This window comes from Bacillus sp. FSL K6-6540, assembly GCF_038007545.1.
Map to the genome: position 1 here is coordinate 1,570,314 of NZ_JBBOXH010000002.1, position 20,305 is coordinate 1,590,618.

Sequence of the window (20,305 nt, forward strand, 5' to 3'; positions counted from 1 at the left end):
TCAATTTTTGAATTTTAGATTGCGGTGATTATGACTTACCAGTTTCATCATACTTTTTAAGAGCTTTTCAGTTTTATGTATTTCTCTGAGCATGGGATTCATGTAGTCGCTAGCTGATTCTAGGTATGCTCTTGTCAAAGTGTCTAGTTTATTTCTAACTTTAGAGAGGTCTTCTTCGAATTGTTCCTCTGTTGAATGTTTGATAAATTCTTTTGCCTCTTCATATCTTTTTAATATGTTTTTCACCATTGGAGTTGGATTCTTTTGATTTATTGTTTTTATTACAGTGATTGTTAAATTATTTGTTTTATTAATTCTTTTCTTACTGTCAAGGTGATGCTCCTTTTATAAAGCGAGATGAGATAAAAATAAAGCCCTCAAGTAAGAGGGCTTTATTTTTATTTAGAATTTTTTACTTAAACATAGGGTACTGCACCAATAAATTTAAATGAATAGTTTTTATCGTTTATTTCTTTCTCCCTGCCGTCATATTCAAAATTATATAAAAGAACAGCAGCATTGATGTGTTCAGGAATTGCGGTACCTACTATGTTCTCAAATCGAGGTAAGATGACACTATCGTACGAACAGCCGCCAATTAGTTCAGATAAATTATTACAATTTTTTTCATGTGCAACTTTTTCTATAAAATCTTCATCTAATTCATCGATATCTATATCAAAATCAATTAAAAATTGGGAAGGGAGAAAATCACCTTCATCCTCATTGTAATCTAATTCAACATATTTACTTAATGATTCATCATCATTTATACTTCCAATCCACAATGATACGAAATTTTGACGTTCCATATTAACCTCCTATTATTTAGTCCTTAATCCTTCTGGCAGTGCTGCCGCTCCACCTTTTAGCCTATAGTTCGCCCAATTATTTAATCTTCGGACAAACATATTATAGTTTAAGGATGAATCAATAATTCCTAGCAATTCATTATGAGCAGCGGTTGAACCCAATCCTCCGTGTTTACCAACTGGATTCACAAACTCGACTTTGTTTATGGCAGTTCTTAAATCTCTAATTTGTTCAGCTGTAACTCCCCAATGTTTGAAAGTAGGGGCCCTAGAAACTAAATGCCATTCGTGCATGCCGCCGGGTGCTCTCAATTGTCTTTCAATTGCTCTTCTAACTTTCTTATCTGTCCAAAGCTCATCAAGTTGCTTCGTTGTTAATGAGTTGAACCAATTATTAAATTCACCACTTTTTACTGTAGGAATTATTGTTTTTCTAGGTTTCTTTATGTTCTGTGTTTTTCTTTCAGTTTTTTGCAATGCATTTGATTTCTGTTCTTCAATTTCTTTTTTCAGAAGCGATGTATTCTTTACATTATGCGTATTCTCAATATCCTGAGCAATCCCTGCAAAAGCGACTTGATTTTTACCTTTTAAAGCACTGCTGAAATCTTTTGTTTTCTGGATTCCTGTCTTTACATGTTTAGTAGTAGCTTTTTCTCCAGCTTCAAGCACTTTATCGACTTTGGCAGCACCTGCTTTACCAAGTTTACTTGTTACTTTCACAACAGAGCCAGCACCTTTTAGTCCGACGAGGCTCCCGACCACATAGGTAATATAATGAGATCGTGAGTATGCATCACCGTTAACCATTTTATCATTCCATGAATCTGCTATGTTTGTCCATATGATTTTTGCATAGGAAGGTGTCTTCAATACAGTTGAAATTGTTTTGGCTAATTTTTGTTCTTCGGAGAGCTGGGAAAACTCCCACGCTCCGACAGCTAAATCTTTAACACCAGTCACAGTATCCTTAGCGACATCGTAGAGACCGACTCCAACTCCTTTCAGAACTTCCCATGTGGTTTCACCAACTTCTTCGAGCTGTTTTGCTTGCTCAAGCTGCACCACATACTGTAACTGTGCAGGCTCAAGGTTCTCATACCCAATCTTCTTCGCAATTTCTAAATATTCATCAGGGTCAGATACCCCATCCGCAAGCTTTTTCTTCAATTTTTCAATCTCGCGTTCCTTCGCTTCCTCTTTCTTAATCTTCAAGTAAGCCTCAGTCCGCGTTTCAATGTCGCCTTTTTTCTTATGTATGTCGCTCTCACGGTAAGCCTTGGCGTTGTAGTGGATGGGTGTGGCGTTTTTGCCTTTGCCCGTTGCTTCTTGGAGCTTTTGGAAATCGGACTTGATGAATTGTTCATTTGGCTCTGACAGGGCGTATTCTGTCTCCAGGTCTTCGTCCAAGGCGTCCAATTTTTCCAGTGTTTTTTTGCGTTTGTCGTTGGCATCTGCCAGCTCGTCTTTGAAGGTTTCTGTTGAAAACAGGTCGAGCGGGAGGATGTCGTCGATATCGTTTAAGATATCTTTCATCGCTTTTTTCTGTTCAGACATGATGGATTTCGATTTTTTGTGGGCATTTGCCAGTTCGTGCTCCAGGTAGGATTCTTCGATGTATGCGTCTGAGAGGCCTTTGTCCTCAGCGGCTCCGGCGATGCTGTTGAAAAATGCGATTTTCATATCGATGTAGTCGATCCATTGGTCGGTGACGCCGACGTGGTCGTGATAGAATGCCTTGATGTTGCTGGCGCCTTTTCCTGAGAATTCACTGTCACTGAGATCAGCGACTCCTTTTAACGCTTTTCTCAAGTTGACCATTTGCGTTCTTAGTTCTTTGTACTCTTTTGCACGGTCTGTCGCTTCCGAAAGCAGTGTTTTCGCTTCAAATACTTTCATGACCATTTCCCTTCTTTTGTTCACTCAATATCAAAATTTTACCACGGGGCGGGATAAGGGTGGGGGTGAGAACGTGTTTTGGTGGAAAAATGAGTCATTTGGCATGTGTCTAAGTGCACGGTTTTGATAAGATAATGATAGATCAATAAAAAGGGGAAGAGCTCATTTGGATAAAGATTTCTTAATCATAAAGATCAAGGATATTCAAAAAGGCGACACGCTAACGAACCGCGCTTGCGGGAACTGGGATATGAAATTGTCCAGAGCAAAGGAATGTAAACGGGCAATTGTTGTTCGGAGCGGTGTGATTTTAAATGTTTACAAGATCGTTGACGCTTGGGAATCTGAAGAACCCGCCAAGATCACTAAAACGAATAATAGAGTCCGGTTTCAATTGGCAGAGTGCCGTGACTATTCTTATTTAATTGGCAGTACACTGAAAACAAAAACGCAAAATCCGGTTTCGAGTCTATCCTTAGAAACCTTAATGGAACTAGTAAAATAAAAGGAGTCCAGCATGTATCTCTATAAAGTAAACAATCAAAATCAAATCGAAGATATTCGCGAGAAACCGTTTAAAAAAGAAAAAGAGATTCAGGATTTATGTGAAGCCAATCTTCAGCAAATGTTGGGGCTAGGGTTTGTGAAATCTGAATTCAGAATCAGTAATTTCCGCATTGATACGTTAGCGTTTGATGCTGAGACGAAATCTTTTGTGATTATCGAGTATAAAAATACGAAAAACTTCAGTGTTGTTGATCAGGGCTACGCCTACTTAGCGGCAATGCTCAATCATAAAGCAGATTTCATTCTTGAGTACAATGAAAATCATGATCTTCCGTTAAAGCGGGATGATGTAGACTGGTCGCAGTCGAAGGTCATTTTTATCTCACCTGTATTTACAGTGTATCAAAAGCAATCGATCCATTTTAAAGATCTGCCAATTGAATTGTGGGAGATTAAAAGGTACGAAAATGATCTGATCCAGTTGAATCAAATGAAGGCTGATGGCGTCTCCGAGTCGATTAAGACCATTTCGCAGCAAAGTGAGACCATTCAAGAGGTCAGCAAAGAAATTAAAGTGTTTTCTGAAGAGGATCATCTTGCAGATAAACCGTTTGACATCATAGAGCTTTATCAGCAGCTAAAGGAATTCATTTTTAATTTGGACGATCATATTTCAATCAAACCGACAAAGCTTTATATTGCGTTTACATCAAATAAGCGAAATTTCACTGACATTCTTCTTTTAAAAAGCGGACTTAAGCTGTGGGTGAATATGAAAAAGGGAGAATTGCATGATCCCGAGGACAGAATGCGCGATGTCTCTGAGACCGGCCACTGGGGAAATGGCGACTATGAGATTTTCATAAAAGATGATGAACACATTGAATATATCATGGGATTGATCAAACAATCCTATGAGAAAAATAAGTGAGAACTTCCATTGAGAAGTTCTTTTTTTTATTGGGTTACAAGGGATATGTACAGGGCATGTTGAAAACGATATAGAGTTTCGGACCATATATTGGGAGTTGTTTATATGAAGAAGCGTTTTATATTATTGGGTTTGTTCGCAAGTGTTTTTATGTTGGCTGTCTATATTTCCTTTCAAAATAAGAATACGCATCCTGTCCAATCTCCCGTCATCCACCCCGAAGAAGACCGGATCTTTTTTATCTACTCCAATCTTTTCATAAAAGAAAGCGTGCTGCTTTCAACCTCAACAGGCGAACGGTTTAACAGGCGTACGTTTAAGGTGGCGGATGTTCCTTATATTCAAATGAAGTCATACAAATCCACAGACCTTGTATTATTGGCGGAACACGAGCCTTTTTACTACACGCTGGAGAAGGATGCGATCAAAGAGCATCCGCTTTCAGATCCATTTGCGTTTTGGCATGAGGGGAAGGATGTGTCTGTTAAGGCCTATAATGTTGATACGACGGGGAATGAGATCCGCATAAATGATAAAAAAATGAAGAAGGAATATACCCTTACCTTGCCTTCGCTTGTCACGATGGGGGCCAGTGATGAGAACTATATTTATATCATTCAAAGCATGGCTATTTACGTGATTGACAGAAAAACAGAGGAAATGATTGAGACCCTGAGCTTAGCCTCATACGCTGATCAATTCGCAGACTCGAAGGAATTTATTGTTGCGAGCTCGGAGCATGAATTGACTGTGATTGAAAAAGGGACATGGAAGGCGACATATATTGCGTATCCTGAAGATCTTGAATATGCAGATACTGTGTATTATGACAAAGAAAGCGGCAGTTTTTACGTTACGTACGAGGACAAAAAGGGTGAGGCGAACTTGCTGGAGTATGGGAAGGAATTTTCTTTTCATACATATAGTTTGAATTTCCCTTATATGGAAGCAAAGTTTAAGGGGAATCTATTGTATATAGTTGCCCAGGAAGAGCATAAAAAGGGCATCGGCGGGTATGTGGGTGTGTTTGATATCCATTCTAAGAAGATGCTTTATCAGTTTGATTTGCCTGAGGAACAGGTGAAGGTGCAGGATTTTGTTGTGGTTGACAATAAGTGAATACGTATATGAAATAGAATGACAAAGACCCTTGCATAAAGGGTTCTTTTTTACGAAGAAAAACAAATTGACAGGATGAAAAAGCAATTTCTTCCTTCTGTATTGTTTTCAAAATTTGGGATTGATAGAATATGACATATCTCATAGAGAAGGAGGGAAGCCGTTGAGTCAAGCCATACCGTCTTCGCGTGTCGGTGTTAAGATTAATGAATGGTACAAGATGATTCGCCAGTTCAGTGTTCCGGATGCTGAGGTTCTGAAAGCGGAGGTGGAGCAGGACATTCAGAGGATGGAAGAGGATCAGGATTTGCTGATCTATTATTCTCTGATGTGTTTCCGGCACCAGCTGATGCTGGATTATTTGGAGCCGGGACAACCTTACGGGAATCGCCCTACAGTGACAGAGCTTCTTGAATCGATTGAGACCCCTCAGAAAAAACTCACAGGCCTTTTGAAATACTACTCTTTGTTTTTCCGCGGCATGTATGAATTTGATCAAAAAGAATATGTGGAAGCGATCGGGTATTATCGCGAGGCGGAGAAAGAACTGCCGTTTGTGTCAGATGAAATTGAGAAAGCGGAATTCCATTTTAAAGTGGCCGAAGCGTATTATCACATGAAGCAAACCCATGTGTCGATGCATCATATTCTTCAAGCCTTAGACATTTATCAAAAAAATCCCCTATACAGCATTAGAACGATACAAAGCTTGTTTGTGATCGCCGGCAACTATGATGATTTCAAACATTATGATAAAGCGCTCCCGCATTTAGGGGCGGCGCTCAAATTGGCAACGGACATTCAAAACGATCGGTTTATCGCCATTTCTCTATTGAACATCGCGAACAGCTATGACAGATCAGGAGACGATCAAATGGCTGTAGAACATTTCCAAAAAGCGGCGAAAGTAAGCAGAGAGAAAGTGCCTGATCTGCTTCCGAAAGTCTTGTTTGGATTAAGCTGGACATTATGTAAAGCGGGCCAAACACAGAAGGCGTTTCAGTTCATAGAGGAAGGATTAGACCATATCACAGCACGTTCTCACAAATTTTATAAAGAATTGTTTCTGTTCTTGCAGGCCGTGTACAAGGAGACTGTTGATGAACGCAAAATTCATGATCTTTTAAGCTATTTCGAAAAAAAGAACCTGCACGCTTACATTGAAGCATGTGCCCGGAGTGCTGCCACTGTTTTTGAAAGCAGCTGTCACTTTGAACAAGCTGCTAAGTTTTACCGGAAAGTGCTGAAAGCCCAAGAAGATATTCTAAAAGGAGAGTGTTTATATGCCTATTAAGAAAAAAGTGATGATGTGTCTGGCTGTTACTCTAGTTTTGGGAAGCCTGTCGTTTCCAACCCTGACAAACTCCGGCGGATTTAAGGAATCAACAGATCGAAATACGACGTTTATCGATCATTCCCCTTACAAACTTAGTGATCAGAAGAAAGCCCTTAGCTAGGGCTTTTTCTTGCTTTACGGAAGACGTTCCATTTTCCACATCGCGGCATTCCTTCTATTTCTAACGCAAGACACTCGAAACAACCAAACCATTTGAGGTATAATGGATAAAGTGAATAACAGTATTTAGATTGATATATATGAAAGAGAGTGGAACATCATGGGCCGTAAGTGGAACAATATTAAAGAGAAGAAGGCGTCTAAGGACGCAAATACGAGTCGGATTTATGCGAAGTTTGGCCGTGAGATTTATGTGGCGGCGAAACAGGGCGAGCCTGATCCGGAATCCAACCAGGCGCTGAAGGTTGTGCTTGAGCGTGCGAAGACTTACAGCGTGCCGAAAAACATCATTGAACGTGCGATCGAGAAGGCGAAGGGCGGAGCGGAAGAGAATTACGATGAGCTTCGTTATGAGGGCTTCGGGCCGAACGGATCAATGATTATCGTTGATGCGCTGACGAATAATGTAAACCGTACGGCGCCGGAAGTGCGTGCGGCGTTCGGGAAAAACGGCGGAAACATGGGTGTGAGCGGATCTGTTGCTTACATGTTTGATGCGACGGCTGTAATCGGTGTGGAAGGCAAAACTGCTGACGAAGCGCTTGAAATCCTGATGGAAGCGGATGTTGATGTACGTGACATTTTAGAAGAGGATGACAGCGTGATCGTATATGCTGAGCCTGATCAATTCCATGCGGTGCAAGAGGCGTTTAAAAACGCGGGTGTCGAGGAATTTACAGTAGCGGAGCTGACAATGCTTGCGCAAAGTGAAGTAACGCTTCCGGATGATGCAAAGGAACAGTTTGAAAAATTGATTGATGCATTAGAAGATTTGGAAGATGTTCAACAGGTATATCATAACGTTGATTTAGGTGAGTAAGGAGTGAGCAGGCTGTTATGGCCTGCTTTTTTTGTCCTAAAATTGTTTTAGCTGTCTGTAGGCGGCCGCCTATACGATCTATAAGATATTCTCATACTCTGGACTGTAACCTATGTGAAGGAGAGAGTGAATATGACTGATACAAGACATATGTATGGCGGACCTGGTTTTGGTCATTATCAGGGCTTTGGTATTGGCCACCCGGGTTATGGCATGTATGGAGGCCACCCGGGCTTTAGCATGTATGAAGGCTACCCAGATCACGGCATACATGGAGGTGTCGGCGGCTATCCGGGATATGGAACGTACGGAGGATACGGAGGATCCGGCGGTTACCCAAGCGGCGGCTATGGAGGCTCTCCGGGAACTGTAAGTTATCCGAACATGCACCATGAAAATGATGGCCATCACCACTATTATCACCATCATCATGATGGAAAAGATAATCTTCATCACCATCATCACCATGTTGGAAAGGATAATTATCACCACCATCATGATGGTCATTATGGCCACCATCACCACCATATGGGCCACTGGGGAAAAGACGGTTATAAATAAAGAAGATGATGGTATAAAGAGGACACTCTTGCAGATCAAGAGTGTTTTTTATCTTTTTTCTTGACTGTTCAGTCTGGAAACTGGTAACATTTGTTTCAGGAGGTGATCGTCTTTTGGGGAGGAATAAAGAATTTGATACGGCACTTGTTCTTCACAGGGCGATAGAGGTTTTTGGAGAGTATGGCTACGAAGGAACGTCTCTTCAGGATCTGCTCTCTCATTTAGGCATTGCGCGCCAGAGCTTGTATGATACGTATGGCACGAAGCGCGATTTGTTTTTGTCCGCGGTGAAATCGTATCTTGAAGGGAAAAACGCTGCAGTTATGGAAAGGCTTGAAGCGCCAGGATCTGTAAAGGAAGCCATTCGTGATATTTTTCAGGAGGGTGTCAATGCCCTGAGGGATCCGGAGCGGGCGAAGGCGTGCTACATTATGAACAGTGCGATTGAACAGATCCCGCATGACCCTGAGCTTGCCCGGTATTTTGACAGACAATCCAAGCAGCTTGAGGACGCTTTTTATCAGGCGCTTTTAAGGGCGAAGGATCAAGGAGAATTGAATGGCGAAGATCATGATATATCTGCGCTCGCCCGGTACCTGAATCAGAGCAGGCTGTCACTGACATTTATTGCAAAAGTGACGGCAGATATGGATCGTCTTCAGGACCATGTTGACGTGAGTTTATCAGTGCTTGATTAACATGTGGTAAAGAATTCTTTGCCCATGTGTGTATTTTTTGGACTGAATGGTCTGAAAATAAAAAAAGAGGTGACGATGAATGTTGATGAATGAATTTGAAAAAGCATGTGAAACATTGAGAAAGTTTATGGCTTATATGCTTGAGAAGGACATGAAGAGCTGGATGGAGCTTTGGGATGAGAATGCTGTATTTGAGTTTCCTTATGCGCCGGAGGGATCACCAAAAAGAATAGAAGGAAAAGCGGCCATTTACAACTATATTAAGGATTATCCTAAGCAGATCCATCTTTCTTCATTTACCACTCCGACAGTGTACCGTTCAGCAGACTCGAATACGGTGATTGCGGAGTTTCAATGTGACGGCCATGTGATTGAGACTGGACTGCCTTATCGCCAAAGCTATATCAGTGTCATCGAAATGAGAGACGGCCGCATTGTGCGTTATAGGGATTATTGGAATCCGCTTGTTGTAAAAGAGGCCTTTGGAGGATCATTTTTGCAAACAGAGGAGAGTGGGAAATGATGAAACAGAATCCGATTTTAATCACGGGCGGGACTGGCACAGTCGGCAGCCGAATCGCCAGCCGTTTAATAAAGCTGGGATACAGAGTGCGTATTGCAAGCCGAAAAAAGGGCGCGCTTGCAAGTGCGGAGCATGTGTATTTTGATTGGAAGGATGCCTCCAGTTTTACGCCTGCTCTAGAACAGGTAAAAGACATCTATCTTGTTGCTCCGGTTGGTGTACTTGATCCGGCTCCCTATGTGCTTCCCTTTTTAAAGGAAGCAAAGCGTCTCGGCGCAAAGCGGGTAGTGATGCAAAGTGCGTCTGTTGTCTCCGAGAACGGTCCCGTGTTTGGCGCGCTTCACCAGGCAGTGCGCGAGTTTCCAGAATGGACGGTGCTGCGGCCCTCATACTTTATGCAAAATTTCATCAATGTCCAGCATCGCATGTCTATTCAAACGGAGGGGCGCATCACAACGGCTTCGGGTGAAGGAAAACTTGGGTTTATTGACGCTGATGACATCGCAGAAACAGCCGTCAGGGCTTTGATTGATGATGTTCCTCATCAAACACATCATATTCTGACAGGTCCCGAGGCGCTGAGCTATGCCGAAGCGGCGGAGATCATTGGAGCTGCGGCGGGACGCCGGGTGGAGCATGTCAGCATTTCTCGTTCCGAGCTGCAGCATAAAATGGAGGCAGGAGGTTTGCCCGCGGATTATGCCCATTTTATGGCGAAGCTTGATGAGGCAATCAGCCATGGTGCGGAACATCGGGTAACGGATACAGTGAAGCGTGTGACGGGAAAAGAACCTCGTTCGCTGTCAGAGTTTGCGGCTGCTCATGCTGCATATTGGAAACACTGACCTCATTTTGGACTGAATAGTCTAGAAAGACCTTCGGCGCTTCCGAAGGTCTTCTTATTGAAAAAGCTAAGTCGTGTTTCAGTCATAATCATGCCTCCTGCCTCATACCTATTAAGGTCATTGTTTTTGAGAAAGGAGGAGTCGGAATGAAGGATATGCAGCCGTTTACGCCTGTCAAATCATATACGCCCTTTCACAGCCGTTTTGATCCCTGTCCGCCCATAGGGAAGAAATATTACAGAACGCCCCCTAACCTTTATATGACCTTTCAGCCTGAGCATATGGAGCAGTTTTCGCCGATGGAGGCTTTGAGGAAAGGCACCCTTTGGAAGGATCTCTATGATTTTTATGAAAACCCTTATCGAGGGGGAGACGCACATGGCAAAAAAGGTTGACGCCGAATATTATCGTCAGCTTGAGCAAATACAGGCTGCTGATTTTGTGCTTGTTGAGCTGAGTCTTTATTTAAATACACATCCTCATGATGAAGATGCGCTGAAGCAATTCAATCAATATTCCGGCTATTCAAGGCACTTAAAAAGACAGTTCGAATCCTCTTACGGACCGCTTCTGCAGTTCGGCAACAGCCCCGCGGGCAAGGATTGGGATTGGGGAAAAGGGCCATGGCCGTGGCAAGTATAAGGAGGAATGCCTGAATGTGGGTGTATGAAAAGAAGCTGCAATACCCTGTCAAGGTCAGTACGTGCAACCCGACGCTGGCGAAGTATTTGATTGAGCAGTATGGCGGAGCGGACGGCGAGCTGGCCGCGGCTCTCCGGTATTTGAACCAGCGTTATACGATTCCTGATAAGGTCATCGGCCTTTTAACAGATATCGGCACGGAGGAGTTTGCCCATTTGGAAATGATTGCGACCATGGTCTATAAGTTAACAAAAGACGCCACACCGGAGCAGCTGCGTGAAGCTGGGCTTGGCGATCATTACGTCAATCACGACAGCGCGCTTTTTTATCATAATGCGGCGGGCGTGCCGTTTACCGCGAGCTATATCCAAGCGAAGGGCGATCCAATTGCCGATTTATACGAAGATATTGCCGCAGAAGAAAAGGCGCGGGCGACGTATCAATGGCTGATTGATATTTCGGATGATCCTGATTTAAACGATTCCCTGCGTTTTTTGCGTGAGCGTGAAATCGTACACTCTATGCGCTTCAGAGAAGCGGTTGAAATTTTAAAAGAAGAACGGGATAAAAAGAAGATTTTCTAATAGGCAGATTGGCCTCTCTTTCATACACCCTTTTACATACAGAGAAAATGGTCTGTTTTTGCAGTTTGGTCTGCATTATAATCAAGGTGTGTGTGCAAGCTTACTTTTTGATTGGGAGGCCTTTATGTCAGCTTTTAAGATTGAGAACGAAACGATTGCAGATGGATTTTACGCGTGTCCGGCCGTCTATGAGGATGCAGAATCGATTACCGGGTTGCTCGTCCGAACAGCTGAATGGCTCCGGGATCGGGGTTCTAACCAATGGAGCGGACTTCTCAAAGGGCAAGATATACATGATATCACGGGGTCAATTGAAAAGGGACATGTGTTTGTGTTTAAAAAAGATGAAGAGCTTGCGGCTGTCGTGATGCTGCTGCCTGCACCGAGCGAGTGGGACCGGACGCTTTGGGGAGACGATGGGCATGAGGAGTCCATTTATTTGCATCGCCTCGCAGTAAGCCGTCGGTTTGCGGGACAGGGGCTTGGAGCCCGCGTCCTTCAGTGGGCGGAGACGGGCATACACTTTCCGGGAAAAACACGGATCCGGCTTGACTGTGTCGCTGATAGCGATGCCCTGCATTCCTTTTATCGGCGTATGGGATATGAATTCATGGGTGCTGATGCGTCCGGATATCATTTGTTTGAGAAAGAGATTACGGCAGAATAAGCGTCCTTTGCAGGGGGCTTTTTTGTCTTTTCTAAAAGGGAGGGCAGGCGATGTGTGGTCAATTTTATTTGTGACAGGGATTGTGACGGCTTGTCTGTTTGCTGGCGTATCCGTTTTGATGCGGATGAGATTTCCTGACAAAAGTCGGCCGGAATGGATGTTGGCCGGGCTGATCGTCCTTGGTGTGTTTGCGATCTGGTACAGCCTCGTGTATGTACGCGGCTGGGAAGGGGCTGCGCTCGGAATGCTTGGATTCAATGTCATTTTCGGAGCCATTGCCGGATATTTGATCGATAAGGCCATCCGGCGTTACAGGAAAAGATAAGGCTGCTGCCGTCTCTCATCATGTCGAAATTTTCACAGAACGGCAGGAATTTTCTTTCGAAAGGAGAAATACATATTACTTTAAAATGAAAGCGTTTTCCGAAGCAGGAAGGTGATGTTGATGATACACAGTGTGACAAATGGGCTGAATCGTTTTTGTACGTGGGTGATGAGACTGGCCTATTTGAATGTGCTTTGGATTTTGTTTTCTCTTGCAGGCCTGGTTGTATTTGGGCTGATGCCCGCTACTGCCGCGATGTTTACAGTGGCGAGAGAATGGGCGAAGGGGAATACAGATGCCCCGGTGTTTTCTGTCTTTTTTCGGACGTTTAAAAAGGAATGGCGGGCATCACAGATCCTCGGGCTTATCGTTGTGACGGCTGCCCTGTTTCTGTTTGCGGATATGCGGATAGCGGCTCAGATGGACCAGCCTGTGCTCGTCAATGTATTCCTGAGCATTAGTTTGATTTTCGCGTTTGTTGTGCTGTATGTGTTCCCGGTATTTTCTCATTTTGACGTAAAAATCAGAGAGGTGCTGAGCATCAGCTTTTTCATTGCCTTCAGCCGTCCGGCGGTGACGCTTTTGATGGCGGCGGGCGCTGTCGGTGTGCTTTGTCTCGTTCTGTTTCATGTCACGTTTCTATTGTTTTTCAGCGGGAGTTTACTCAGCCTGATCTTAACGAAGCTGTCCTTTAAAGCGTTTCGGTCAATGGATCAGCGGCAGGAGAAAGAAAAGGCGGCATGAAGAAAAGAGTTGCTGGCTGGTACAGGCGGATGAAGATTAAGGATAAGCTGTTTGTGTTTCTATCGTTGATTATGGCCGTATCCTTTCTGTTTGTATACAGCGGGGTCCAGTATGCCTTTCATGTGTATGATGAGCAGATTTACCGCAAGTCCTCGGAGGTGCTTCGGATGTCTTCTGAAAGGATCGAAGACGAGCTGAAGAAGATAGAGGATGTGTCATATGAAATCATTACAGACGAACAGATTCAGCGCATCCTGAGCATGCAAAATCGGGATGATACGTATGATCAATATCAAATGAAGCAGGAGCTTTGGGATCAGCTTGCGGGATATGCCAGCGATGAAAAGTACATCGATTCCATTCATTTGATTGATGCCCGCGGCTCAGAGTATTCAGCCGGAAGCAGTTCTTCAGATCTTTTGCAGCAGGAGCAGGAAGAGGTATTTAAGCGAGCGAAAGCGAAAAATGGAAGAAATCTTTGGATGACGCTCGGCGGGTCAGATCCTGTCCTGATTTCAGCACGGCAGATCAGGTCCTATCACCAGCTGAGTCTGAACGGCTTGGGCATGGTGCTGATCCAAGTCAATGTAAAACAGATGATTCGTGATGTGCCGAAGGATTGGGGCGATTCAGTCGGAGACATTATGATTGCTGACCAAGGCGGGAATTTGGTGTATACGGCACATGCATCAGCGCATGTTCCTGAGGCAGCAAAAGAGACGCTGAAGCACCCCGGTTATGACTTGATAAAAAAGAATGGCAAACGTTACTTTATTTCTTATCTTCAATCATCCTACCAAAATTGGAGCTACTATAACGTTATCCCCTTTGATCAGATGTTCGCGAAAATTTCCTTTATGAAAACAGTGATCGGCACATGCTTTCTCCTCTTTTTCTGTGTGGTTTTGCTTTTCGGAAGGAAAATCGCCAACAGCATCACGGAGCCGATTGAACAGCTTGTGACCGCGATGAAATCGGTACAGCACGGCGGTATTGAAGCAGGTGTGTCGCTTTCTCTGCCGGAACATACACAGGATGAGGCCGGCATGCTGAACCGCCATTTTACTGTCATGATGAAACGGATTAATGAGCTGATGGAAGAAAATGTGGAAAAACAGCTCATTATTAAAGAAACCGAATTGAAAGCACTGCAAGCCCAGATCAATCCGCATTTTTTATATAACACGCTCGAGTCCATCAATTGGCTGGCCAAGGCGAATCAGCAAAAGCAAATCTCAAAAATGGTGGAATCGCTCGGTTTTCTTCTGAGAAACAGCATACATATGAAAAAGGATATCGTGACCATTCAGGAGGAGGCGGACATTTTACGTCACTATATGACCATTCAGCGATTTCGATTTGAAGAGCGCCTGAATTTCACGTTGGATATTGACGATGAGGTGAAGCATTGCCTCATTCCGAAACTGACGCTCCAGCCGCTTGCGGAAAATGCGATTCAATACGCGCTTGAACCCTTTACAAGGCCATGCGCCATCCGGATTCAGGCCAAAAAGGCAAAGGAATGTGTCTGTATTACGGTCGAAGATAACGGTCCTGGCATGGATGGACGGATTCTTGAATCAACGGGCGGAAGAGGAATCGGACTTTGGAATATTCGCGAGCGTATCAGCCTGACATTCGGAGAGCCATACGGCTTGCGGATTCATAGTGAGCATGAAAAGGGGACGAGGATTGTGATCACAATACCGTGCCGAAATGAGGTGGTGTGATGTATAAAATACTGCTGGCTGATGATGAGAGGATTATCCTTGATGGAATGGCAGGAATCATTGAGTGGGAGTCGCTTGGCGCCTCATTGATCGGTAAAGCGCAGAACGGACATGAAGCATATGAAAAGATTGTACATAAGCAGCCGCATATCGTCATCACAGACGTCAAAATGCCCGGTATGGACGGGCTTGAGCTGATCAAAAAGGTGTCAGCCATCAGTCCGTCGGTGCAATTTATCGTCCTGTCCGGGTTTGGAGAGTTTGAGTACGCAAAGGAAGCCATGAAATATGGGGTGAAGCATTATTTGCTGAAACCCTGCAATGAACAGCAGATTATCAGCTCGCTGGAGGAAATCATTGCTGAGCTGAAGCGGCAAGATGTGCACAAAAAGAAAACAGCCCATCTGAAACACGAGCTGGACCATATCCGTTCCTTTGCAGCCGATCAATACTTGGAAGGCTTGATCGCAGGTGTAGCCCAGTTGTCTCCGCCGCCTTCACTTGCCGGAAAAAAGATCCGCCTCTTGATCTTAAAAGGGGAACAATCTATTGATGCCACAGCCAGAGAGGCACTCGGGTCGGTACTGACAGCGGTTTGCAGCAGCGGAGAATGGACTGTGCTCGCCGTAGAGGAGAACGCCGCTGAAAAGGCGGCGGAGGTTTTTGCGGACCGCAAGATGGCCATCAGTCAGGCGGGAGAACTCCGGCACGCGGGGCAGCTGTTTCGTGACACAGCTGAAGCGTCTGGTGACCTGCATGGGAGCGCAGTGATTTCAAAAATGATCAGGCTCATTGCCGACGAACTCGGAAACCCGAATCTATCCTTGAAGTGGGCAGCGAAGGATATGCTGTTTATGAATCCTGATTATCTCGGGAAATTATTTAAGCAGGAAACAGGCGAGAAATTTTCCCAATATGTTACACGAGTGCGTCTTGAACATGCGATGAAACAGATGAAAATGAGGCGGGATGCGAGTGTATCAGAAATTGCTGAAGAAATCGGGTTTGGCGATAATCCGAAGTATTTCAGTCTTGTTTTTAAAAAATATACCGGTCTGACACCGTCAGAATTCAGAAGAAAACAGGGAGGCGCTTCCGCAGGATAGCCATCTCTGTTTTTTTGACTTTCGCCACTGTTTTTTGAGTGTTTCGCCCTATCCGAACGCTTTAAAATAAAATGTAAGCACTTACATTAAAGGGGGGATTGGTTTGAAGAAGATTTGTTACGTTCTGTTATCTCTTGTCTGTGTCTTTATTTTCAGCGGATGTTCTGTGGGCGAAGAGGCATCGGGGAAAAAAGAAGACATTACGCTCAGAATCGCGTGGTGGGGCGGGCAGCCAAGGCATGATTATACAACAAAGGTAATTGAACTTTACGAGAAAAAGAATCCTCACGTCCATATTGAAGCGGAATTTGCGAACTGGGATGACTACTGGAAAAAGCTTGCGCCCATGTCTGCCGCCGGCCAGCTTCCTGATGTCATTCAAATGGATACCGCTTACTTAGCCCAATACGGAAAGAAGAACCAGCTGGAAGATTTAACGCCGTATACAAAGGATGGAACGATTGACGTCAGTACAATCGACGAGAATATGCTGTCGGGCGGAAAAATCGACAATAAGCTTTATGGATTTACGCTAGGTGTCAACGTGCTGTCTGTGATTGCGAATGATGATTTGCTGAAAAAAGCCGGTGTGTCTATCAATCAGGAAAACTGGACGTGGGAGGATTACGAGAAGCTGGCGTATGATCTTCAGGAAAAAGCTGGTGTCTACGGTTCCAACGGAATGCATCCGCCTGATATTTTCTTCCCGTATTATTTGCGCACAAAGGGTGAGCGCTTTTATAAAGAAGACGGCACTGGCCTCGCGTATCAAGATGATCAGCTGTTTGTCGATTACTTTGAACGGCAGCTGAGGCTGGTGAAAGCGAAAACGTCCCCAACACCTGATGAAAGCGCACAGATTAAAGGGATGGAAGACGATTTTATCGTTAAAGGCAAATCAGCGATTACATGGAACTACTCCAATCAATATTTGGGCTTTGCCCGGCTGACAGACTCGCCGCTGTCTCTCTATCTGCCGCCGGAGCAAATGAAGGAAAAGGCGCTGACATTGAAGCCGAGTATGCTGTTTTCCATTCCGAAAAGCTCTGAGCATAAAAAAGAGGCAGCGAAATTTATTAATTTCTTCGTGAATAATGAGGAAGCGAACCAGCTGATTAAAGGCGAGCGAGGCGTTCCAGTCTCCGACAAGGTGGCGGATGCGATTAAACCGAAGCTGAATGAGGAAGAAGCCAACATCGTGGAGTATGTAGAAACCGCGTCAAAAAACATCAGCAAAGCCGATCCGCCAGAGCCTGTGGGAAGCGCGGAGGTCATCAAGCTGCTGAAGGATACGTCAGATCAGATTCTGTATCAGAAGGTATCGCCGGAAAAAGCCGCCAAAACGTTCCGAAAAAAGGCCAATGAGATATTAGAGAGGAATAATTGACGGGAAATGGGGCCGACGCAATGAAAAAAAGCCGGAGTATAAGAAAAGACAATCTGGCGGGATATGCTTTTATTTCTCCGTTTATCATCGGGTTCCTATGCTTTACGGTGATCCCGATGGGGGCGTCCCTGTTTCTGTCCTTCACGAGCTATGACTTGTTTACGGCGCCGAAATGGATCGGGCTCGACAACTTTAAGGAAATGTTTACGGGTGACGAAAAGTATTGGCAGTCTCTGAAGGTGACATTTACGTATGTGCTTGCCGGGGTTCCGCTCCGCCTCGGCTTCGCGCTTTTTATCGCTGTCATTTTAAACAATGCAGCAAAAGGAACGGCCATTTACAGAACGCTCTTTTATCTGCCTTCGATCATCGGCGGGAGCGTCGCCGTGGCAATTATGTGGCGCAATATTTTTGGCAATGACGGGGTCATCAATGCGCTGCTGTTTTTTGTCGGGATTGATCAAAAAATTCTTTGGTACCAGAATCCGACAAGTGCGCTGTGGACATTGATTCTGCTGTCCGTCTGGCAGTTCGGGTCGTCAATGCTGATTTTTCTGGCCGGGCTGAAAAACATTCCGTCTTCGTATTTGGAAGCGGCAAGTGTGGATGGGGCAAATCGGGTGCAGCGTTTCTTCAAGATCACGCTTCCGATCCTTACACCGATTATTTTCTTTAACCTAGTGATGCAGACGATTTCTGCTTTTATGACATTTACACCTGCCTATATCATTTCGAAGGGCGAGGGCGGGCCGCTTGACGGGACACTTCTCTATTCGCTCTATTTGTTCCAGCGTGCGTTTAACTATTTTCAAATGGGCTACGCATCGGCGATGGCGTGGGTCATGCTTGTCATTGTCGGGCTGATTACGCTCATATTGTTTAAAACATCGTCATATTGGGTTCATTACGAGTCAAAGGAGGAATGACGGATGGAGCCGGTCAACGAGCCTGTCAGAAAAGCCCCGGTTTTAGAAAGAAAAAAAGCCGGTCGCGTCAGTCCCAAACGCATACTGTTCCATGTTTGTACGGCAACGCTGGCGGTGTTACTGCTGTACCCGGTCATTTGGCTGTTTGTCAGCTCGTTTAAAGAAAGCGCCAGTATTTTTACAACCTCACATTCTCTCATTCCCGACCCTTTTATTCTCAGTAACTATGCTGAAGGGTGGAAGGGCATTGCGGGACAGCCGTTTCTGACGTTTATTAAAAACTCGGCGATTATTGTCGGGCTGTCAACAATCGGTGCCGTCATGTCATCGGCTGTCATTGCGTACGGATTTGCGCGTATACCGTTTAAGGGAAAAAAATTTTGGTTTGCGTGCATGATGGGGACGTTAATGCTGCCTCATGAAGTGTTGATGATTCCGCAGTATATTATGTTTGCGAAATTAGACTGGCTGAATTCCTTTAAACCAATTGTCGTTCCGCAATTTTTCGGGCATGCGTTTTTTATCTTTCTGATGATCCAGTTTATCCGGACGATTCCCGAGGAGCTGGATGAAGCCGCGCGAATCGACGGATGCGGACGCTTTGCCTGCTTTTGGCGGATCATTCTCCCGCTGATTGCCCCCGCGCTTGCGACGTCTGCGATTTTCTCCTTCTATTGGAAGTGGGAGGAGCTGATTCAGCCGCTCTTGTATTTGAATAAGCCGGAGCTTTACCCTGTTTCACTTGCGCTGAAGCTTTTTCTCGATACAGAGTCGGCTTCGAACTGGGGCGCGATGTTTGCCATGTCAGCCGTCTCGTTATTGCCTGTGATTCTTGTTTTCTTTTTGTTTCAGAAATATATCGTTCAGGGCATCAGTACGACCGGATTAAAATAAAAAGGAGTGTTGCAGATGGCACAGCTTATCTTTGATGAAGAAAAGGTGACGTCGGTTATTGACCGGATCGTGAAACGGACATTTCAGATGGATTTTGCGTGGGATTGGCCGGGCGGCGTCGCGTTTTACGGCGTGGCGGAGGCCTATGAAGCGACAGAAAACGAGGAATATATCAATCTGTTAAAAACGTGGGTGGATGAACAGCTGGAGGATGGGCTGCCGCCGCTTTCAATCAACGGAGTTTCCATCGGGCATACGCTTTTGTTCCTCCACAAGGTGACGGGTGATGACGTGTATTTGGAAACAGCGGCCGAGATGGCGGAATATGTGCTGCATAAGGCGCCGCGCTTTGGCGAAGGTATCCTTCAGCATACGGTGAATGCGGCAGAATATGTGTTTCCTGAGCAGGCATGGGCGGATACGCTGATGATGGCTGGGCTGTTTATGCTGAGAATTGGGCGGATCATGGAGCGTGAGGATTATTTTGAAGACGGCCTGCGCCAGTTTCACGGACATGAGGATGTGCTTCAGGACCCTGTCACGAATTTGTACTACCACGCCTGGGACAACAAAGCGCAAAATCATCTGTCGGGGATTTATTGGGGCAGGGCGAACGGCTGGGCGGCACTCACGATGGCAAAGGCGCTCCCGCTCATTGAGGTGACACATCCTTCCTTTATGATCATCGACGGATCGCTCAGAGACCAGCTGAGCGCGCTTGTCCGGCTTCAGGATGAATCAGGGCTGTGGCATACGATTTTGGATGATCCCGATTCTTATCTGGAGGTTTCGGCATCAGCGGGTATTGCTTCTGCTCTGATGTCGAGCGGAAAGCTGTATACAAAATATGTGCAGAAATCGCTTGCCGCCATTTTGGATGCGGTGGAAGAGGACGGACGGGTCAGCAAGGTATCGGCAGGGACAGCCGTCATGAAAAATGCCGAAGGATACAAACAGGTGCCTTACAAACGAATACAAGGATGGGGGCAGGGACTTGCGCTGACGTTTCTTGCTGATGTTTTGAAAACGAAAAAACGCGTGTATCAGTAAAGACAGCGGCGGGGGGAAA

At 45.0% G+C, this 20,305-nt stretch carries 23 protein-coding genes and 2 pseudogenes; 22 read left to right on the forward strand and 3 right to left on the reverse strand.

Annotated features, from left to right (window positions below):
- Positions 1 to 28 precede the first annotated feature (28 nt).
- The 3 genes and pseudogenes from MHH82_RS40400 to MHH82_RS40410 all read right to left on the reverse strand — a co-directional run bounded on the left by MHH82_RS40400 (position 29) and on the right by MHH82_RS40410 (position 2,711).
- A pseudogene (locus tag MHH82_RS40400) lies at positions 29 to 332 on the reverse strand (hypothetical protein).
- Between the two features lie 84 nt (positions 333 to 416).
- On the reverse strand, positions 417 to 812 hold the full coding sequence (locus MHH82_RS40405; protein WP_042978001.1) for an immunity 22 family protein: 396 nt from the start codon (positions 810 to 812) through the stop codon (positions 417 to 419).
- Positions 813 to 824: 12 nt separating this feature from the next.
- Positions 825 to 2,711 (reverse strand): ribonuclease YeeF family protein, encoded by a 1,887-nt coding sequence (locus tag MHH82_RS40410; RefSeq protein ID WP_072175462.1) that lies wholly within the window; start codon positions 2,709 to 2,711, stop codon positions 825 to 827.
- A 166-nt stretch (positions 2,712 to 2,877) separates the two neighbouring features.
- Here MHH82_RS40410 and MHH82_RS40415 point away from each other — a divergent pair, with 166 nt between their 5' ends.
- The 22 genes and pseudogenes from MHH82_RS40415 to yesR all read left to right on the forward strand — a co-directional run bounded on the left by MHH82_RS40415 (position 2,878) and on the right by yesR (position 20,286).
- The gene (locus MHH82_RS40415; RefSeq protein ID WP_029726615.1) at positions 2,878 to 3,216 is read left to right on the forward strand and encodes a hypothetical protein; all 339 of its coding nucleotides are present in this window, start codon (positions 2,878 to 2,880) and stop codon (positions 3,214 to 3,216) included.
- A 12-nt stretch (positions 3,217 to 3,228) separates the two neighbouring features.
- Positions 3,229 to 4,149, forward strand: a complete 921-nt coding sequence (locus MHH82_RS40420) for a DUF5655 domain-containing protein (protein ID WP_064671871.1) — start codon at positions 3,229 to 3,231, stop codon at positions 4,147 to 4,149.
- Between the two features lie 105 nt (positions 4,150 to 4,254).
- On the forward strand, positions 4,255 to 5,268 hold the full coding sequence (locus MHH82_RS40425) for a hypothetical protein (protein WP_072175463.1): 1,014 nt from the start codon (positions 4,255 to 4,257) through the stop codon (positions 5,266 to 5,268).
- Between the two features lie 163 nt (positions 5,269 to 5,431).
- On the forward strand, positions 5,432 to 6,562 hold the full coding sequence (gene rapH / locus MHH82_RS40430; protein WP_041851216.1) for a response regulator aspartate phosphatase RapH: 1,131 nt from the start codon (positions 5,432 to 5,434) through the stop codon (positions 6,560 to 6,562).
- Positions 6,552 to 6,725 (forward strand): phosphatase RapH inhibitor PhrH, encoded by a 174-nt coding sequence (gene phrH / locus MHH82_RS40435; protein ID WP_041851215.1) that lies wholly within the window; start codon positions 6,552 to 6,554, stop codon positions 6,723 to 6,725. The genes rapH and phrH overlap by 11 nt, the downstream gene beginning before the upstream one ends.
- 159 nt (positions 6,726 to 6,884) lie before the next feature.
- The gene (locus tag MHH82_RS40440) at positions 6,885 to 7,604 is read left to right on the forward strand and encodes a YebC/PmpR family DNA-binding transcriptional regulator (protein WP_003233863.1); all 720 of its coding nucleotides are present in this window, start codon (positions 6,885 to 6,887) and stop codon (positions 7,602 to 7,604) included.
- 132 nt (positions 7,605 to 7,736) lie between these two features.
- Positions 7,737 to 8,165, forward strand: a complete 429-nt coding sequence (locus tag MHH82_RS40445) for a spore coat protein (protein ID WP_072175464.1) — start codon at positions 7,737 to 7,739, stop codon at positions 8,163 to 8,165.
- A 113-nt stretch (positions 8,166 to 8,278) separates the two neighbouring features.
- Positions 8,279 to 8,863: a TetR/AcrR family transcriptional regulator gene (locus MHH82_RS40450; RefSeq protein WP_021481272.1), complete on the forward strand. Its 585-nt coding sequence runs from the start codon at positions 8,279 to 8,281 to the stop codon at positions 8,861 to 8,863.
- Positions 8,864 to 8,942: 79 nt separating this feature from the next.
- Positions 8,943 to 9,386 carry a nuclear transport factor 2 family protein gene (locus MHH82_RS40455; RefSeq protein WP_038828344.1) on the forward strand — a complete coding sequence of 148 codons (444 nt, stop codon included), beginning with the start codon at positions 8,943 to 8,945 and terminating at the stop codon, positions 9,384 to 9,386.
- Positions 9,383 to 10,251 (forward strand): annotated as a pseudogene (locus MHH82_RS40460) (NmrA family NAD(P)-binding protein). Before MHH82_RS40455 ends, MHH82_RS40460 begins: the two are co-directional and overlap by 4 nt.
- A 126-nt stretch (positions 10,252 to 10,377) precedes the next feature.
- A complete protein-coding gene (gene cotJA / locus MHH82_RS40465; protein WP_003219489.1) occupies positions 10,378 to 10,626 on the forward strand; it encodes a spore coat-associated protein CotJA in 249 nt (82 codons plus the stop codon).
- Complete coding sequence (gene cotJB, locus MHH82_RS40470) at positions 10,610 to 10,873, forward strand: spore coat protein CotJB (RefSeq protein ID WP_003219491.1); 264 nt, start codon at positions 10,610 to 10,612, stop codon at positions 10,871 to 10,873. Before cotJA ends, cotJB begins: the two co-directional genes overlap by 17 nt.
- A gap of 14 nt (positions 10,874 to 10,887) precedes the next feature.
- Positions 10,888 to 11,457, forward strand: a complete 570-nt coding sequence (gene cotJC, locus MHH82_RS40475; RefSeq protein WP_003233850.1) for a spore coat protein CotJC — start codon at positions 10,888 to 10,890, stop codon at positions 11,455 to 11,457.
- Between the two features lie 124 nt (positions 11,458 to 11,581).
- Positions 11,582 to 12,124: a GNAT family N-acetyltransferase gene (locus MHH82_RS40480; RefSeq protein WP_072175465.1), complete on the forward strand. Its 543-nt coding sequence runs from the start codon at positions 11,582 to 11,584 to the stop codon at positions 12,122 to 12,124.
- Positions 12,125 to 12,146: 22 nt separating this feature from the next.
- On the forward strand, positions 12,147 to 12,449 hold the full coding sequence (locus tag MHH82_RS40485; protein ID WP_049140816.1) for a YesK-like family protein: 303 nt from the start codon (positions 12,147 to 12,149) through the stop codon (positions 12,447 to 12,449).
- A 114-nt stretch (positions 12,450 to 12,563) separates the two neighbouring features.
- Positions 12,564 to 13,193 carry a YesL family protein gene (locus MHH82_RS40490; protein ID WP_072173406.1) on the forward strand — a complete coding sequence of 210 codons (630 nt, stop codon included), beginning with the start codon at positions 12,564 to 12,566 and terminating at the stop codon, positions 13,191 to 13,193.
- A complete protein-coding gene (gene yesM / locus MHH82_RS40495) occupies positions 13,190 to 14,923 on the forward strand; it encodes a two-component system sensor histidine kinase YesM (protein WP_019712808.1) in 1,734 nt (577 codons plus the stop codon). Before MHH82_RS40490 ends, yesM begins: the two co-directional genes overlap by 4 nt.
- Positions 14,923 to 16,029: a two-component system response regulator YesN gene (yesN, locus tag MHH82_RS40500; RefSeq protein ID WP_072175466.1), complete on the forward strand. Its 1,107-nt coding sequence runs from the start codon at positions 14,923 to 14,925 to the stop codon at positions 16,027 to 16,029. Before yesM ends, yesN begins: the two co-directional genes overlap by 1 nt.
- 103 nt (positions 16,030 to 16,132) lie before the next feature.
- Positions 16,133 to 17,416 carry an ABC transporter substrate-binding protein gene (locus MHH82_RS40505; RefSeq protein WP_072175467.1) on the forward strand — a complete coding sequence of 428 codons (1,284 nt, stop codon included), beginning with the start codon at positions 16,133 to 16,135 and terminating at the stop codon, positions 17,414 to 17,416.
- Positions 17,413 to 18,342, forward strand: coding sequence for a carbohydrate ABC transporter permease (locus MHH82_RS40510; protein ID WP_003233835.1), 930 nt, complete (start codon positions 17,413 to 17,415; stop codon positions 18,340 to 18,342). Before MHH82_RS40505 ends, MHH82_RS40510 begins: the two co-directional genes overlap by 4 nt.
- A gap of 3 nt (positions 18,343 to 18,345) precedes the next feature.
- The gene (locus MHH82_RS40515; protein WP_072175468.1) at positions 18,346 to 19,236 is read left to right on the forward strand and encodes a carbohydrate ABC transporter permease; all 891 of its coding nucleotides are present in this window, start codon (positions 18,346 to 18,348) and stop codon (positions 19,234 to 19,236) included.
- Positions 19,237 to 19,251: 15 nt separating this feature from the next.
- Positions 19,252 to 20,286, forward strand: coding sequence for a rhamnogalacturonyl hydrolase YesR (gene yesR / locus MHH82_RS40520; RefSeq protein ID WP_014479107.1), 1,035 nt, complete (start codon positions 19,252 to 19,254; stop codon positions 20,284 to 20,286).
- The last annotated feature ends 19 nt before the right edge of the window (positions 20,287 to 20,305 follow it).

Coding starts and splice junctions, on each gene's coding strand:
- MHH82_RS40405 (WP_042978001.1), bottom strand. CDS start 812: ATGGAACGTCAAAATTTCGTATCATTGTGGATTGGAAGTATAAATGAT.
- MHH82_RS40410 (WP_072175462.1), bottom strand. CDS start 2,711: ATGAAAGTATTTGAAGCGAAAACACTGCTTTCGGAAGCGACAGACCGT.
- MHH82_RS40420 (WP_064671871.1), top strand. CDS start 3,229: ATGTATCTCTATAAAGTAAACAATCAAAATCAAATCGAAGATATTCGC.
- MHH82_RS40425 (WP_072175463.1), top strand. CDS start 4,255: ATGAAGAAGCGTTTTATATTATTGGGTTTGTTCGCAAGTGTTTTTATG.
- phrH (WP_041851215.1), top strand. CDS start 6,552: ATGCCTATTAAGAAAAAAGTGATGATGTGTCTGGCTGTTACTCTAGTT.
- MHH82_RS40440 (WP_003233863.1), top strand. CDS start 6,885: ATGGGCCGTAAGTGGAACAATATTAAAGAGAAGAAGGCGTCTAAGGAC.
- MHH82_RS40445 (WP_072175464.1), top strand. CDS start 7,737: ATGACTGATACAAGACATATGTATGGCGGACCTGGTTTTGGTCATTAT.
- MHH82_RS40455 (WP_038828344.1), top strand. CDS start 8,943: ATGTTGATGAATGAATTTGAAAAAGCATGTGAAACATTGAGAAAGTTT.
- cotJA (WP_003219489.1), top strand. CDS start 10,378: ATGAAGGATATGCAGCCGTTTACGCCTGTCAAATCATATACGCCCTTT.
- cotJB (WP_003219491.1), top strand. CDS start 10,610: ATGGCAAAAAAGGTTGACGCCGAATATTATCGTCAGCTTGAGCAAATA.
- cotJC (WP_003233850.1), top strand. CDS start 10,888: ATGTGGGTGTATGAAAAGAAGCTGCAATACCCTGTCAAGGTCAGTACG.
- MHH82_RS40480 (WP_072175465.1), top strand. CDS start 11,582: ATGTCAGCTTTTAAGATTGAGAACGAAACGATTGCAGATGGATTTTAC.
- MHH82_RS40490 (WP_072173406.1), top strand. CDS start 12,564: ATGTTGATGATACACAGTGTGACAAATGGGCTGAATCGTTTTTGTACG.
- yesM (WP_019712808.1), top strand. CDS start 13,190: ATGAAGAAAAGAGTTGCTGGCTGGTACAGGCGGATGAAGATTAAGGAT.
- yesN (WP_072175466.1), top strand. CDS start 14,923: ATGTATAAAATACTGCTGGCTGATGATGAGAGGATTATCCTTGATGGA.
- MHH82_RS40515 (WP_072175468.1), top strand. CDS start 18,346: ATGGAGCCGGTCAACGAGCCTGTCAGAAAAGCCCCGGTTTTAGAAAGA.
- yesR (WP_014479107.1), top strand. CDS start 19,252: ATGGCACAGCTTATCTTTGATGAAGAAAAGGTGACGTCGGTTATTGAC.